Consider the following 15,749-nt stretch of genomic DNA (forward strand, 5'->3'; position numbering starts at 1 on the left):
TTTCCTCATCATACAGGTACAGGATAGTGCAATGTCGTAAAATTGTAATCTTACAAAATAATTGTACGATTGCATACATTTTGCCTGCGCATTAAACTACATTTGAAGTATAATACAAACACATATGGATTTACATTTAAAAGATAAGGTGATTATCGTAAGTGGCGGTGCCAAAGGCATTGGCGAAGGCATTGTAAAAGTATTGGCAGCAGAAGGCGCTGTAACAATAATTATTGGCCGTAACGAGGCTGATAATTTAAAAACAGTTGCTGCTGTTGAAGCCACTGGTGGTAAAGCTTTCCAGGTAGTGGCCGAATTATCGGAGCCTGCTGAATGTGAAAAAGCAATAAAAGAAATAGTTGAAAAATTTAAACGTATTGATGGCCTGGTAAACAACGCCGGTGTAAATGATGGCGTTGGTTTAGAGAGCGGCAATTACGAAAAGTTTATGGCATCATTGCATAAAAATTTAGTGCATTATTATTTACTGGCACATCATGCATTGCCTGAATTAATAAAATCAAAAGGGGCCATTGTAAATATCACTTCTAAGACTGCTGATACAGGCCAGGGCAATACTTCAGCCTATGCAGCAAGCAATGGTGGAAGAAATGCATTAACAAGAGAATGGGCAGTGGAATTATTGAAATATGGTATCAGGGTAAATGCAGTAGTGGTGGCAGAATGTTTTACACCTTTGTATGCCAAATGGATTGAAACATTGCCTAATCCACAGGAAAAATTAAAAGAGATAGAAGCAAAAATTCCTTTGGAAAACAGGATGACGACAGCAGAAGAAATTGCGAATGCGGTAGCCTTTTTATTATCTTCTAAATCAAGCCATACCACAGGGCAATTAGTTTATGTAGATGGCGGCTATGTGCACCTGGATAGGGCTTTGGCAAATGCGTAGATTTTATTGCTTCGCAACAAAATAGTTTTGCCACAGATGGCACAGATTACACAGAAAAAAGCAATGAATTAATTTGTGTAATCTGTGCCATCTGTGGCGAACCAAAACCACGAAGTGGTTTCAATATTAATGGTGTATTAAACAACGATCATGCAAACTATTAAAACCGCATTGTGTTCTTTCGGAATGAGTGGCTGGGTCTTTCATGCACCCTTTTTAAATTTACACAAAGGCTTCGAATTATACGGTGTATGGGAAAGAAGTAAAAAAACGGCTGCAGAAAAATATCCTTCCATAAAATCTTTTGATACTTATGAAGCTCTATTAAGTGATGAAGCTATTGAGCTGGTAATTGTAAATACACCCAACTTTACACATTTTGACCTTGCAAAAAAAGCGTTGCTGGCAGATAAAAATGTAATTGTAGAAAAACCATTTTGTATTACCGTTACAGAATGTGATGAATTGATCGCTTTAGCGAAAGAAAAAAATAAATTGTTATCCGTTTACCAAAACCGCAGGTACGACAGTGATTATAAAATCATAAAGAAAGTAGTTAATGAAGGCTGGCTCGGCGATATAGTGGAAGCCGAATTTCACTTCGACAGGTTCAGTGAAATATTGAGTCCTAAAGTGCATAAAGAAACACCCGGTCCCGGTACAGGTTTATTGTACGATCTTGGCGCACACCTGATTGATCAGGCATTACAATTATTCGGTATGCCGGAAGCGGTTTTTGCAGATATCTACGCTGCAAGAAAAATTTCTTTGGTGGATGATTATATGGAGCTGCTCTTATTCTATACTTCAATGAGAGTGCGGATAAAAGCTAGTTATGTTGTAAGAGAGCCATTGCCTTCCTACGCATTGCACGGCACCAAAGGTTCTTTCATTAAAGCCAGGACAGATGTACAGGAAAAAGCTTTGCAAGCTGGCTTAAATCCGGATATGGACAATTGGGGCAAAGAACCGGAAAATGAAATGGGGTTATTACATACAGAAAAAGATGGCCAGCTGATCCGTGAATACCTTCCTGCTGCCAACGGAAATTATATGGATTATTATGATGGTGTTTATAAAGCCTTAACCACCGGCGCTGATTTGCCGGTGACGGCTGAAGAAGGCAGGGACGTGATCAGGGTAATAGAAAAAGCCTACCAAAGTAACCAGGAAAAAAGAGTGATTAACCTGTAAAACAAGAAGGTTTTTAGTTCCTTTTTTTGAATCGGTTACCTGGTATTAGGCGCTAAAAAAACAACAGGTTACAAGGGATTTATGGAAATAAAGTAAGATGCATTTTGTAAGTAAACGTTATCGGGAACGATTGCGTAAATAAAGCCCTTTTAATAGTTTTTTCCCTTGAAATATAGTGGTAAAATTGATGTTCCTAAACGATTGTAAAAATGAATATTTTAGACCATTTTAAGCTGAATGGAAAAACGGCATTGGTAACAGGATGTAATAAAGGAATTGGTAAAGCAATGGCTATTGGTTTAGCTGAAGCAGGCGCAGACATTATTGGTGTATCCGCCAATCTTGCCTTAAGCGGCAGCGAAGTAGAAAAAGAAGTGACTGCATTGGGCAGAACATTTAAAGCCTATCAATGTGATTTTGATGACAGGCCTTCCCTCAAAAATTTTACGGAAAAAGTAGTAGCAGAAAATCCTCAGATCGATATCCTGGTGAACAATGCAGGCACCATCATGCGCAACCCTGCAGCAGAACATAGTGATGAATACTGGGACAAAGTAATTGCCATTAATCTTGATGCACAATTCATCATTACCCGTGAAGTGGGTAAAAAAATGATTGCACAGGGGAGTGGTAAAATTATTTTCACTGCTTCTTTATTAAGTTTCCAGGGTGGTATTAATGTGCCCGGCTATGCAGCCAGTAAAGGCGCTATTGCCAGTTTAATAAAAGCTTTCGCTAATGAATGGGCATCTAAAGGTATTAATGTAAACGGTATTGCTCCAGGCTATATAGCTACAGATAATACTGAAGCATTACGTGCCGATCCTGTTCGCAGCAAATCAATATTAGATAGAATTCCGGCTAACCGTTGGGGTGAGACAGAAGATTTTAAAGGCGTAACAGTTTTTCTCGCCAGCAAGGCCAGCGATTATTTGAATGGCAGCATTGTTACAGTTGATGGCGGATGGATGGGAAGATAGAGGAAGTGCAAAGTAAATAAAGTAAAAAGTAAATAAAGTATAAAGTTTGAATATTGAAAGTGTAATGTGATATAAAAGCAGTAGCTATCAAATGCTACCACTCACGACTCACCTCTCACTATTCACGATAAAATAAAACACATGCAAATAAGATTCCACAACAGCCCGGCCGAAGTAAGCAGGATGAACGCTGAAGAATTACGCAGTAATTTTTTAGTACAAAATATTATGAAGCCAGGCGAAATAAATTTTGTCTATTCACATTACGACAGAGTGATCATTGGCGGCGTGGTACCCACCACTAAAGCAATAGCATTGCCAACATACGATAGTTTAAAGGCGGATTATTTTTTAGAACGCAGAGAATTGGGCGCTATCAATGTAGGTGGCGATGGTGAAATAATTGTAGATGGTAAAGCTTACGATGTAAACAGACTGGATTGCTTATACATGGGTAAAGGCAGCCAGAAAGTTTCTTTCAAAAGCAAATCAAAAAAAACACCGGCTAAATTTTATTTGTTAAGTGCGCCTGCTCATGCAGCTTACAAAGTGCAGCTGATGAAAAAAGAAAAAGCTTCGCCAACAGAAATGGGAGCGGTGTTTACAGCCAATCAAAGAACGATCTATAAATACATTCATGCTGACGGATTAAAAAGTTGCCAGCTGGTAATGGGCTTAACCATTTTAAAAGAAGGCAGTGTTTGGAATACCATGCCAACGCATGTACATGACCGCAGGATGGAAGCGTACTTTTATTTTGATGTGCCGGAAAATCAAAAGATCATTCACCTGATGGGGCAACCCAACGAAACAAAACATTTGGTGGTAAGTAATGACGAAGCCATCATTTCTCCGCCGTGGAGTATTCATAGCGGATGCGGTACCAGTAACTATGGTTTCATCTGGGGCATGGCCGGGGAGAATTTTATTTATACCGATATGGATCCGGTAAACATAAATGATTTACGTTAACGCAACCCCGTTGGCGGCTTTAAGCCCCGACGGCGGTTGAGAAAAGTTCTTTATTTTTTTTTGAACGGGCTGCAACGCTTTATTCATCTTCACCTGCCTGCCGGCAGGCAGGTTGGCGTCGCATGGAACATCCCGATTTGGCGGGACTCTTGTACATTAAATCTATATTGAACAATACAGAATTTATTAAATAAAAATTTGTGGCCTTTGCGCCTTCGTGGGAAATAAAAACATGAAAAAGTACATAACGATATTGCTTGTAACCTTCAGCAGCTTTGCTTTTATGCTGCCTGATAAAAAGCCAACCATTTTTTTAATTGGCGATAGTACCTGTGCCAACAAACCTTTAGAGGATAACCCTGAAAGAGGCTGGGGGCAATTATTTCCAAATTACTTTACTAATGATGTGGAAATACAAAACCATGCAGTAAATGGCCGCAGTACAAAAAGTTTTATTAATGAACATCGCTGGGATACTGTGATGAGCCGTTTAAAAGCCGGCGATTTTGTAATGATACAGTTTGGGCATAATGATGAAAAAATAGATAAACCTGAAGTTGGTGCACCTGCACATACTGTGTACAAAGAAAACCTGGTCCGTTTTATCAATGATGTAAGAAGTAAGGGAGCAACCCCTGTTTTAATCACCCCGGTAATGCGCCGCAGTTTCGATTCTACCGGTAAGTTTGTGGATTCTCATGGTGATTATCCTGGCGTGGTTAAAGAAGTAGGTACACAAATGAATGTGGCCGTAATTGATTTGCACCAAAGCAGCGAAACATTAATATTAAAAGAAGGATTTGAAAACAGCAAACGTTTCTTCCTGCATATTCCTGCTGATCATTTTAAAGATAAAAAACCAAAAGAAGATAACACACACTTCAGCGAATATGGTGCAGCATCTATGGCATCACTGGTTTGCCAGGCTATAAAGGATCAGAAGCTGCCAATGGCGAAATATTTGGCGCCATCCGATTTTAAGGAAAAATATGCTTTTGAATTACCGAAAATCTATACACCACATTTTAAAAAAGATACTTTCAATATTGTGAATTATGGTGCTATTGCTGATGGGTTGACTTTAAATTCAGCTGCCATTAATAAAACCATTGATGAATGTGTAAAGAACGGAGGCGGAACAGTAGTAGTGCCAAGAGGAAGTTTTGTAACCGGCCCTATCATTATGAAGAGCAATATCAATTTACATTTAGATAAAGGGGCATTGATTATTTACACTTCCGATTTTAATCAGTATCCGTTAGTGGCTTCTACATTCGAAGGTGTGGATGCTGCAAGATGCCAATCACCTTTTACAGCAGAGAACCTGGAAAATATTGCAATAACCGGCGAAGGGATCATTAATGGCAATGGTTTTTACTGGAGACCGATAGGTAAAGATAAAATGACAGAAAGCCAATGGAAAGCCCATCAGAAAACTTATGGCGGTGTATTGAACGAAGCTAAAAAAACATGGTACTCATCCGAAAAAGCACTGAAGGGTTCTTTAACCAATAACATAGGAAAATTAGCAGGCGGAAAAACATTGCAGGATTTTGAAGACGTGAAAGATTACCTGCGCCCTAATATGATCAGGATTTTTCAATGCAAAAATATTTTGATTGAAGGCGTAACATTTGAGAACTCTCCGGCATGGACAACGCATATCAATGCCAGTGAGCATATTACCATCAGGAACCTTACTGTAAAAAATCCATGGTTTGGTACCAACACAGATGCATTGGATTTAGAGAGTTGCAAAAGTGCTATAGTGGAAGATTGTCATTTTGATACCGGTGATGATGGTATCTGTATTAAGAGTGGCCGTGATGCAGAGGGCAGGAAAAAAGGGTTGCCAACAAAAGACGTGATCGTTAAAAACTGTGTGGTGTATCATGCACATGGAGGATTTGTAATTGGCAGCGAAATGAGCGGCGGCACCAATAATATGTTTGTAAGTAACTGTACTTTTATCGGCACTGATATTGGTTTGCGTTTTAAAACCACCCGTGGCCGTGGAGGTATGGTAGAAAATATTTACGTTAACAATATCAATATGAAGGATATTGCTGCTGAAGCCATCTTGTTTGATATGTACTACATGGCGAAAGACCCGGTGGTTTTAGCAGGAGAAAAAAGAGAGCCACCGGTTGTGGAAATGAAACCTGTCGATGAAAGTACACCACAGTTTCAGAATTTTTATTTTAGAAATATTACCTGCAATGGCGCATCAAAAGGAATTTTTGTAAGAGGTATTCCTGAAATGCATGTAAAAAATGTATTGATAGAAAATGCCGTATTACAAGCTGATGAAGGCATCGATATTCAGGAAGCCAGCAACATTACATTGAACAATGTTACCATGATCAGCAAGAACACGAAACCGGTTGCGTACATTTTAAACAGTGATAATATTGCAATCAATAACCTGAAGTATAAAGACAGTGCAGAGGTGTTGGCGATGGTGCAGGGAGATAGAACAAAAGCAGTGAGTATTTTAAATACCGATGTAACAAAAGCAAAGCAAAAATTGCAGGCCGGTTTTGGTGCTACTGATGCTGCAGTAAGTTGGGCGGTCCCTCAACCTGCAGCTGAAGTAAAGAAAAAGAAAAGCAAAGGGAAAAGTAAATAGGGTAGTAAGGGTGGGTCACTCCTTAAAGAGTGGCTCACCCGGCTAAAAATAAAAGAAGGGCGGATTTAAAAGGAACGCATAAGTGCAAAACATAATAAAAGCTCAATAGAATTCATGTCGTACAAGAGTGCGACGCCAATGAAGATGATAAAAGAAAAAATGTTTGTCACAAAAAATAAAAATTTCCCGAAGGGAATTTAATTATGAAAAAAATAATTCTGATTTTTCTAATTGCAGTTTCAGTAAACGGGTTGGCGCAAACACCCGGCGAAAAACTGGCTGCAACAGTTTTAAATATCTGGAAAGATACTGTCCCCATTGGCGGTACTAACAAATGGAGTTATGATATGGGCGTGGTGTTGAAAGGTTTTGAAGGTCTTTGGCAGAACACCGGTAATGCTGATTACTTTAAAGCCATCCAGAAAAAGATGGATTATTTTGTAAAAGATGATGGCAGTATTAAAGGCTACGAAAAAGAAGAATACAATATTGACCATGTAAATAATGGTAAACTGGTATTGTTGTTATACAGGGTTACCGGTAAGGAAAAATATAAAAAAGCGGCTGACCTGTTACGCAGCCAGTTAGCCACACACCCACGCACAAACGAAGGCGGATTCTGGCACAAGAAAGTATACACCAATCAAATGTGGCTGGATGGTTTGTATATGGGAGAACCCTTTTATGCAGAGTATGCGATGTTGTTTCACGAAGACAGTGCTTTTAATGATATTGCCAACCAGTTTATCTGGATGGAAAAACATGCCAGAGATCCAAAAACAGGATTGATCTATCATGCATGGGATGAGAGCAAACAACAACAATGGGCTGATAAAACAACAGGAACATCACCGCTTTTCTGGGCAAGAGCGATGGGTTGGTATAGTGATGCACTGGTGGATGTGCTGGATTATTTTCCGGAAAATCATCCTAAGAGAAAAGCCTTGATAGATATTTTGAATCGCCTGGTAAATGCAATAGAGAAACAACAGGATAAAACAACGGGCTTATGGTATGATGTGTTGAATTACAGCGGGCCGGGCAAGGAAAAAAATTATTTTGAAGCCAGTGCCAGTTGCCAGTTTACCTATGCTATTGCAAAAGCTGTACGCAAAGGTTATTTGCCTGCAGCAAAAATTGCGATCGCTAAAAAAGCTTATGATGGCATTTTAAAACAATTTATTAAGGAAGAAAATGGGCAAACGGTTTTAACAGGTACTGTAAAAGTGAGCGGACTTGGGGGTAGCCCTTACCGTGATGGAAGTTTTAATTATTACATGAGCGAACCTGTAATTACCAATGACCCAAAAGGTATGGGAGCATTTTTATTAGCCAGTAATGAAATGGCGCAAGTACCCACGCAATCAGCTGGTACAGGAAAAACAGTTATGTTAGACCGTTGGTTTAACAGCGAAAAAAAGAAAGATGTTACCGGTACAGAAATATACTGGCATTATGTATGGAATGAAAAAAGCAATTCCGGTTTTACCACTTTGCAAAGTATTATAGAAAGGTATGGAGCAACAGTAGCTTCATTGGATGTGGCACCAACAGCAGCCAATTTAAAAAAATCCTCCGTATATATTATTGTTGATCCCGATCATGTAAGAGATAATCCTAAGCCCAATTTTGTTACACCAAACGATGTAAAAGTGATCAGTGACTGGGTTAAGGCCGGTGGTACTTTATTATTAATGGCTAACGACAGTAACAATTGCGACCTGCAACATTTTAATTTATTAGCCGGTGCTTTCGGTATTAAGTTTACTGATAAAAGCCTGAACATGGTGAAGAATGATATTTTTGAACAGGGGGTGGTATATCCGGGGGCCAATAACCCGGTATTCAAATCACCGGGTAAAATGTATCTCAAAGAGATCAGCGCATTGGAAATAAAATCGCCTGCAACAGCTAACGCCGTAAAAGAAGGTGATGTAATTATTGCCACTGCAAATTTTGGAAAAGGAAAAGTATTAGCTGTGGGAGACCCCTGGTTATATAATGAATATGCCGATGGCAGAAAATTGCCTGCTGAATATGAAAATTATAAAGCAGCAGAAGATCTTGTAAAATGGTTATTAACGCAATCAAAAAAATAAATTGAACAGCATTAAAAAATTGATATTGATTCTTGCTGCAGTAACAGCTGTACAGTTTGGTATGGCTCAAACTACCATTACGGTGGCGCAGGATGGCAGTGGTAATTTCAGGTCTATACAGGAAGCTATTAATAGTTTGCCTAAAGAAGATAATAAAATACAAAGAGTTATCTCCGTCAAAAATGGAACTTATAAAGAGAAGATCTTTATTGATAATAATTTTATTACGCTCAGGGGAGAAAACCCGGAGCAAACCATTGTAACTATTTCTTTGGCAAGAGAAGAATGGCGATGCGATAATAAAGATGATTATGGCGTAGCCGCAATCAATCTGCGTGGCAGTGATATTGTATTGGAAAATATTTCGTTCCTTAACACTTTTGGAAAAGACAATACTGCAGATAAAGAAATTACATGTGCGGAAGAAAGTACAGGCAAAAAGACAATAAAGCCTTACGGGCACCAGATGGCATTGCGTTCTTTTAATACCACAAGGTTAATAGTAAAGAACTGCATCTTTCGTGCATGGGGCGGCGATACGGTAAGCCCGTGGAATACTGATGAAGGGATGTTCTATTTTAAGGATTGTATCATGGAAGGTGGCGTTGACTTTTATTGTCCACGGGGTTGGGCACTGGCAGAAAATTGTACATTTATTTGTCACGATAAAAACGCTGCCATCTGGCATGATGGCAGCAAGTATGAAAAATCAAAAACTGTGCTTTTAAATTGTAAATTTTCCGGTGATGACGGATTTAAGCTTGGCCGCTATCACCGGGATGCACAGTTTTATTTACTCAATTGCAGTTTTGCAAAAAATATGGCGGATGCTGATATTTATTTAGTGCCTACCGAAAATAAAATACAATGGGGTAGAAGAATCTATTATTACAATTGTAAAAGAGAAGGCGGTAAAGATTATGCCTGGTATAAAAATAATTTGCCGGCTGATTTTGGCATCAATGAATTTAACGAACCCTGGGTGTATGATTACAAATGGAATCCTTTAAAGAGCGAAAAAAATAAAGAAGAATCAGCTGCAATGGCAGCAACTGCTACCGGTTTGGTTGTTGGTGATGCTACTGATGCAGCAGCAAAAACGGCATCAGATCCCATTGCAGATAAAATGCTGATCTATCAACGCAAAAATGGTGGCTGGCCAAAACATTTCCAGGGCAACAGAAATGTTGATTACAAGCGGGTATTGAATGATGTAGAGTTAAAAGAATTGAGAAGTGGTTATGATGAAGGCATTGATGCAACAATAGATAACGAAGCCACTACAAAAGAAATTAAATACCTTGTTAAAGCATACAAAGCGTATAAAAATGAGGCCTATTTAAAAGCTGCCGAACAGGGTATTGATTATTTGTTAAAGGCGCAATATGCTAATGGTGGCTGGCCGCAGTATTATCCTGATTTCAGCAGTTACCGCAGCCAGGTTACGTATAATGACAATGCCATGATCAATGTGTTGAATGTATTGCAGAATGTGGTACTGGGTAAAAATGATTTTGATGTGATTGATAAAACTTACATCGAAAAATGTAATGCCGCTATTAAAAAAGGGATTGATTGTATTATAAAAACACAAATAAAGCAAAAAGGAAAACTGACTGCATGGTGTGCACAGTATAATGCTAAAACATTGGTACCGGAAACGGCAAGAAAGTTTGAGCTGGCATCCTTAAGTGGTAGTGAGTCTGTTGGTATCGTACGTTTTTTAATGCAGCAGCCCGATCCATCTAAAGAAATCATTACAGCAGTTAACGCCGCTGTAGAATGGTTTGAAAAAGTAAAAATTGTGGGCTACAATTTTGTAGAAGTTAAAGCGCCGAACGAAGCCAGTGGTAAAGATAAAGTATTGGTAAAGGATGATAACGCTGTAATATGGGCAAGGTTTTATAATCTTGAAATTAACGAGCCGTTTTTTACAGGCAGAGATAGTCAGCCTAAAAAAACAATTGCTGAGGTGGAGAATGAACGCCGTATTGGTTATGCCTGGTATGGAGTATGGCCGGAGAACCTGATCCATACTGAATATCCGAAGTGGGTGGAGAAGTGGAAAGTGAAGAAGTAAATAAAGTATCAAGCGTAAATAAAGTAAGAAGTAAATAAAGTAGCGGTAAATAAAATTTAAAACAATGACACTATCTAAATTCACCTTAAAAAATATACAGGGAGAGAATGTACCTGATGGAATCTTTGATCTGCCTGAAAAAGTATTACAATTTGGCACCGGCGTTCTGTTACGTGGGTTGCCCGATTATTTTATTGACAAAGCCAATCGCCAGGGTATCTTTAATGGAAGGATCGTTGTGGTAAAATCAACCAGTGGAGGAGATGCAGCTGCATTTGAGAAACAGGATGGTTTGTATACTTTGTGTATCCGTGGATTAGAAGATGGAAAAACGGTTAGTGAAAATATTATTTGCTCTGCTATCAGCCGTGTACTATCTGCAAAAGATGAATGGGATGCTATTTTAAAATGTGCTCATAATCCGGATATGGAGATCATCGTTTCCAATACTACAGAAGTAGGTATTGAGTTGGTGAAAGATGATATTAAACATCATCCACCCATTTCGTATCCCGGAAAATTACTGGCTTTTTTATACGAAAGATATAAAGCCTTTGATGGCAGCGATCAATGCGGAATGGTAATTGTACCAACAGAATTGATCAGTGATAACGGAAAAAAATTAGAAGCCATTGTTTTAGAACTGGCGCATTTAAACGGACTGGAAGAAAATTTTATTGAATGGTTAGAAAAGCATAATCACTTTTGTAATTCATTGGTGGATAGAATTGTTCCCGGTAAGCCAGCTGCTGCTGCTAAAAAAGCATTGGAAGATGAATTGGGGTATACTGATGATTTGATCACCATGAGTGAAGTGTACAGTTTATGGGCAATAGAAGGTAACGAAGCAATCGCTTCTGTATTATCATTTGCGCAGGCTGATAAAGGCGTTGTGATCACTCCCGATATTCATGTGTTTAAAGAACTGAAACTGCGTTTACTGAATGGTACACATTCTTTAAGCTGTGCTATCGCCTTTTTATCAGGTATTGTTTCTGTAAAAGAAGCTATGGACAACCCGGTGATCTCAAATTTTGTAAAGGAATTAATGACCAATGAAATTGCAAAAGCAATTCCTTATGAGCTGCCGCAGGAAGATGCACAGGCGTTTGCAGGAAAAGTGTTGGACAGGTTCCGCAACCCGAGCATTGAACATCACTGGATCAATATCAGCCTGAACTATACATCAAAATTAGAAATGAGGATTGCCCAGGTATTGTTACGTTATGCCGAATTGTATAAATCAGTTCCTGAGAATATGGCCCTGGGCTTTGCGGCTTACCTGGTATTTATGAAAGCAGTAAAACTTGAGAATGATATTTATTATGGTAACTTTAATGGAGCAGATTATCCCATTAAAGATCCTAAAGCAGGCTATTTCTTTGAACAATGGAAAAATTACCCGGTACAACAGGTAGTTAAAAATGTATTGAGTAATGCTACTTTATGGAATGCTGATCTCTCTGCAATTCCCGGCTTTGCAGAAAAAGTAACCGAGGATGTGGAAGATATTTTACAATACGGAATGCTGGAAGTAATACAAAATGAGAAAGTAAAAATTTAAAATTTATAATGAAGCAACAGGTTTTAAAAGTTAAGCCAATAGATAATGTGCTGGTGGCATTAACAGATCTTAAAAAAGGACAGACCATTGAATTTGGTGGCGAGACTTTTGTTTTGCAGGATGATGTAAAAGCAAAACACAAATTCTTTACAACAGATTTAAATGAAGGAGATAAAGTAATTATGTATGGCGTGCTGGTGGGTAAGGCGCAACATTTTATTGCTAAAGGCAGCTGGATGAATACTGAAAATATCAAGCATGCTGCTGATCCTTATTTTTACCGCAATACAAATTTTAAATGGACACCACCAGATGTTTCTAAGTATGCCGGTAAAACATTTAATGGGTATCATCGCAGTAATGGTGATGTAGGCACTGCTAATTACTGGTTATTTATTCCAACGGTTTTTTGTGAGAACAGGAATTTAGATGTAATAAAAGAAGCATTACATAATGAATTAGGTTATGCCGTTACGGATAGGTACAAACAATACACCCACCAGTTAATTGATGCTTACAAGAATGGGCAGGATATAAAAAATGTAGATATTTTTTCTACACCAGTTTCTCCTGCAGCTAACCGCCCTTTTAAAAATGTAGATGGAATAAAATTTTTAAATCACCAGGGTGGTTGTGGTGGTACAAGACAGGATGCAGGCATACTCAGCAAATTGTTGGCATCTTATGCTAATCATCCTAATGTTGCCGGTGTTACCGTGTTAAGTTTGGGTTGCCAGAATTTACAGGTGGCAGATTTTAAAAACGATCTGCAAACACTCAATCCCAATTTTGATAAACCATTATACATTTACGAGCAGCAACAATCGCAAAGTGAAGAACAATTGATTGCTGAAGCCATTAAAAAAACATTTGAAGGCTTAATTGAAATTAATAAACTGGAACGTAAGCCTGCACCATTATCTAAATTATGCATTGGCGTAAAATGTGGCGGCAGCGATGGTTTCAGTGGTATCAGTGCTAATCCTTCTGTGGGTTACCTGAGTGATTTAGTGGTAGCATTGGGCGGAAAAATTTTGTTAGCAGAATTCCCTGAATTATGTGGAGCCGAACAAAATTTAATTGACCGCACTATTGATGAAGCAGCTGCAAAAAAATTCATGCACTTAATGGGCACTTACAGCGAGCAGGCCGAAAGGGTAGGAAGTGGTTTTTATATGAACCCATCTCCGGGAAATATTAAGGATGGTTTAATTACTGATGCAATAAAAAGTAATGGTGCTGCATTAAAGGGTGGCACATCGCCGGTTGTAGATGTATTGGATTATACAGAACCTGTTACAAAGCCCGGTTTAAGTTTGGTGTGTACCCCGGGCAATGATGTGGAAGCAACAACAGGTAAAGCAGCAAGTGGCGCTACGTTAATTTTATTTACAACGGGACTGGGTACCCCAACAGGAAATCCTGTTTGCCCAACCATAAAAGTGAGTACTAACAGTAATCTTACCAAACGCATGAATGATATCATTGATATTGATTGCGGGCCGGTAGTAGAAGGAGATAAGACCATTGAAGAAATGGGCGAAGCCATTTTGGAATACTGTATTAAAGCTGCCAGCGGAGAAATTATTCCTAAAGCAGTACTGTTGAACCAGGATGATTTTATTCCGTGGAAGAGAGGCGTAAGCCTGTAAGGATCGGGGCGCTTTAAGCGACCTGAATCCTGAACAAAGTGTAGATAGTGTAATAAAAAAATACAACTATTCAATGCTCAATATTCAACATACAACGTTCAATGGAAACGCATAGCTTTTAGTTTGCTACCCGTTCTCAGAAAAGGGCAGCGTAATTTAATACTATGTATTTTTATTGAGTATTGAACATTGAGCGTTGATTATTGAATATTTGTTTTCTATATAAAAGATCGTTAACCAACAGAGAGTCATTATGAAAAGGTTCTTAGACGAAAATTTCCTGCTGCAAAGCAAAACAGCGCAAACACTGTATCATGAGTTTGCCAAATCAATGCCCATTATTGATTACCATAATCATTTACCGCCCGAACAAATTGCTAATGATGTGAACTTTGCCAACCTTACGCAGGTATGGTTATACGGCGATCATTACAAATGGAGGGCCATGCGTACCAATGGCATCAACGAAAAATATTGTACCGGTGCTGCAGGCGATTTTGAAAAATTTCAGCAATGGGCTGCAACGGTGCCTTACACTTTACGCAATCCATTGTATCACTGGACGCACCTGGAATTGCAACGTTATTTCAACATCGATAAAATTTTAAATGCAGATTCTGCAAAAGAAATTTACGAAGAAGCAACAGCTTTGCTGCAAACCAAAGCATATAGTGTAAGAGGATTACTTACAAAGATGAATGTAAAAACTTTGTGTACAACTGATGATCCGACTGATACTTTAGAGTTTCATAAGAAAATTGCAGCAGATAATTGCCCGGTTGAAGTTCGTCCCGCTTTTCGCCCCGATAAAGCAATGAATGTAGATGATGCAGCAATTTTCAACGACTATGTAAATAAAGTAGAAGCGGCTTCAAATATCTCGGTAAGTAGTTACGGAGACTATTTAAAAGCGTTAAAAAACCGCCACGATTTTTTTGCAGCGATGGGTGCTTCTGTTTCTGACCATGGCTTAGAGCAGATTTATGCAGAGGATTATACCGATGCGGAGATCAACACCATCTTTGATAAAATAAGAAAAGGCTCTACATTAAGCCTTGAAGAAAATCATAAGATCAAATCGGCCATGCTGATTGAATTTGCGAAATGGGATTGTGAAAAGGGATGGGTGCAACAATATCATTTAGGGGCATTAAGAAATAATAATGCAAGAATGTTGTCGCAACTTGGGCCTGATACAGGATGGGATAGTATTGGCGATTTTTCTCAGGCCAGGGCATTAGCAAAATTCCTGAATAAATTAGATACTACGGATCAGCTGGCAAAAACGATTTTGTACAATTTAAATCCTGCCGATAATGAATTGATGGCAACGATGATCGGCAATTACAATGATGGCAGCAGTGCAGGTAAAGTACAGTACGGCAGCAGCTGGTGGTTCTTAGATCAGAAAGATGGTATGACCAAACAAATGAATGCACTTAGTAACATGGGCTTGCTGAGTAAGTTTGTAGGTATGCTGACAGATAGCCGGAGCTTCCTGTCTTTTCCAAGGCATGAATATTTCCGCCGTTTATTGTGTAATATGTTTGGTGAAGAAATTGAAAATGGCGAACTACCTGATGATATTGCATGGACAGGAAAAGTGATTGAAGATATTTGCTACAATAATGCAAAGCAATATTTTGGATTTTAATAACTAATAAAC

At 38.7% G+C, this 15,749-nt stretch carries 10 protein-coding genes; all 10 read left to right on the plus strand.

What is annotated here, in order from left to right:
- Window positions 1-124: 124 nt before the first annotated feature.
- The 10 genes from ACQ334_RS23505 to uxaC all read left to right on the plus strand — a co-directional run bounded on the left by ACQ334_RS23505 (window position 125) and on the right by uxaC (window position 15,737).
- Window positions 125-913, plus strand: coding sequence for an SDR family oxidoreductase (locus tag ACQ334_RS23505; RefSeq protein WP_430990733.1), 789 nt, complete (start codon window positions 125-127; stop codon window positions 911-913).
- Window positions 914-1,063: 150 nt separating this feature from the next.
- Window positions 1,064-2,107, plus strand: a complete 1,044-nt coding sequence (locus ACQ334_RS23510) for a Gfo/Idh/MocA family oxidoreductase (RefSeq protein WP_430990734.1) — start codon at window positions 1,064-1,066, stop codon at window positions 2,105-2,107.
- 209 nt (window positions 2,108-2,316) lie between these two features.
- A complete protein-coding gene (locus ACQ334_RS23515) occupies window positions 2,317-3,087 on the plus strand; it encodes an SDR family NAD(P)-dependent oxidoreductase (RefSeq protein ID WP_430990735.1) in 771 nt (256 codons plus the stop codon).
- A gap of 141 nt (window positions 3,088-3,228) precedes the next feature.
- Window positions 3,229-4,059: a 5-dehydro-4-deoxy-D-glucuronate isomerase gene (gene kduI / locus ACQ334_RS23520; RefSeq protein ID WP_430990736.1), complete on the plus strand. Its 831-nt coding sequence runs from the start codon at window positions 3,229-3,231 to the stop codon at window positions 4,057-4,059.
- Between the two features lie 232 nt (window positions 4,060-4,291).
- Entirely contained in the window at window positions 4,292-6,688 is a 2,397-nt protein-coding gene (locus ACQ334_RS23525) for a glycosyl hydrolase family 28 protein (protein ID WP_430990737.1), read from the plus strand.
- A gap of 203 nt (window positions 6,689-6,891) precedes the next feature.
- Entirely contained in the window at window positions 6,892-8,787 is a 1,896-nt protein-coding gene (locus tag ACQ334_RS23530; RefSeq protein WP_430990738.1) for a glycoside hydrolase family 88 protein, read from the plus strand.
- 1 nt (window position 8,788) lies between these two features.
- Entirely contained in the window at window positions 8,789-10,867 is a 2,079-nt protein-coding gene (gene pelA / locus ACQ334_RS23535; protein WP_430990739.1) for a pectate lyase, read from the plus strand.
- A gap of 64 nt (window positions 10,868-10,931) precedes the next feature.
- Entirely contained in the window at window positions 10,932-12,431 is a 1,500-nt protein-coding gene (locus tag ACQ334_RS23540) for a tagaturonate reductase (RefSeq protein ID WP_430990740.1), read from the plus strand.
- Window positions 12,432-12,439: 8 nt separating this feature from the next.
- On the plus strand, window positions 12,440-14,083 hold the full coding sequence (locus ACQ334_RS23545; RefSeq protein ID WP_430990741.1) for a UxaA family hydrolase: 1,644 nt from the start codon (window positions 12,440-12,442) through the stop codon (window positions 14,081-14,083).
- A 253-nt stretch (window positions 14,084-14,336) separates the two neighbouring features.
- Window positions 14,337-15,737 carry a glucuronate isomerase gene (gene uxaC, locus ACQ334_RS23550; protein ID WP_430990742.1) on the plus strand — a complete coding sequence of 467 codons (1,401 nt, stop codon included), beginning with the start codon at window positions 14,337-14,339 and terminating at the stop codon, window positions 15,735-15,737.
- Window positions 15,738-15,749: the final 12 nt, after the last annotated feature.

The sequence above is a fragment of the Ferruginibacter sp. SUN106 genome, from assembly GCF_050611765.1.
Lineage (GTDB): Bacteria > Bacteroidota > Bacteroidia > Chitinophagales > Chitinophagaceae > Ferruginibacter.

Bases quoted from the DNA above. Each gene is read 5' to 3' on its own strand.
- ACQ334_RS23505 (WP_430990733.1), top strand. From the start codon at position 125: ATGGATTTACATTTAAAAGATAAGGTGATTATCGTAAGTGGCGGTGCC.
- ACQ334_RS23510 (WP_430990734.1), top strand. From the start codon at position 1,064: ATGCAAACTATTAAAACCGCATTGTGTTCTTTCGGAATGAGTGGCTGG.
- ACQ334_RS23515 (WP_430990735.1), top strand. From the start codon at position 2,317: ATGAATATTTTAGACCATTTTAAGCTGAATGGAAAAACGGCATTGGTA.
- kduI (WP_430990736.1), top strand. From the start codon at position 3,229: ATGCAAATAAGATTCCACAACAGCCCGGCCGAAGTAAGCAGGATGAAC.
- ACQ334_RS23525 (WP_430990737.1), top strand. From the start codon at position 4,292: ATGAAAAAGTACATAACGATATTGCTTGTAACCTTCAGCAGCTTTGCT.
- ACQ334_RS23530 (WP_430990738.1), top strand. From the start codon at position 6,892: ATGAAAAAAATAATTCTGATTTTTCTAATTGCAGTTTCAGTAAACGGG.
- ACQ334_RS23540 (WP_430990740.1), top strand. From the start codon at position 10,932: ATGACACTATCTAAATTCACCTTAAAAAATATACAGGGAGAGAATGTA.
- ACQ334_RS23545 (WP_430990741.1), top strand. From the start codon at position 12,440: ATGAAGCAACAGGTTTTAAAAGTTAAGCCAATAGATAATGTGCTGGTG.
- uxaC (WP_430990742.1), top strand. From the start codon at position 14,337: ATGAAAAGGTTCTTAGACGAAAATTTCCTGCTGCAAAGCAAAACAGCG.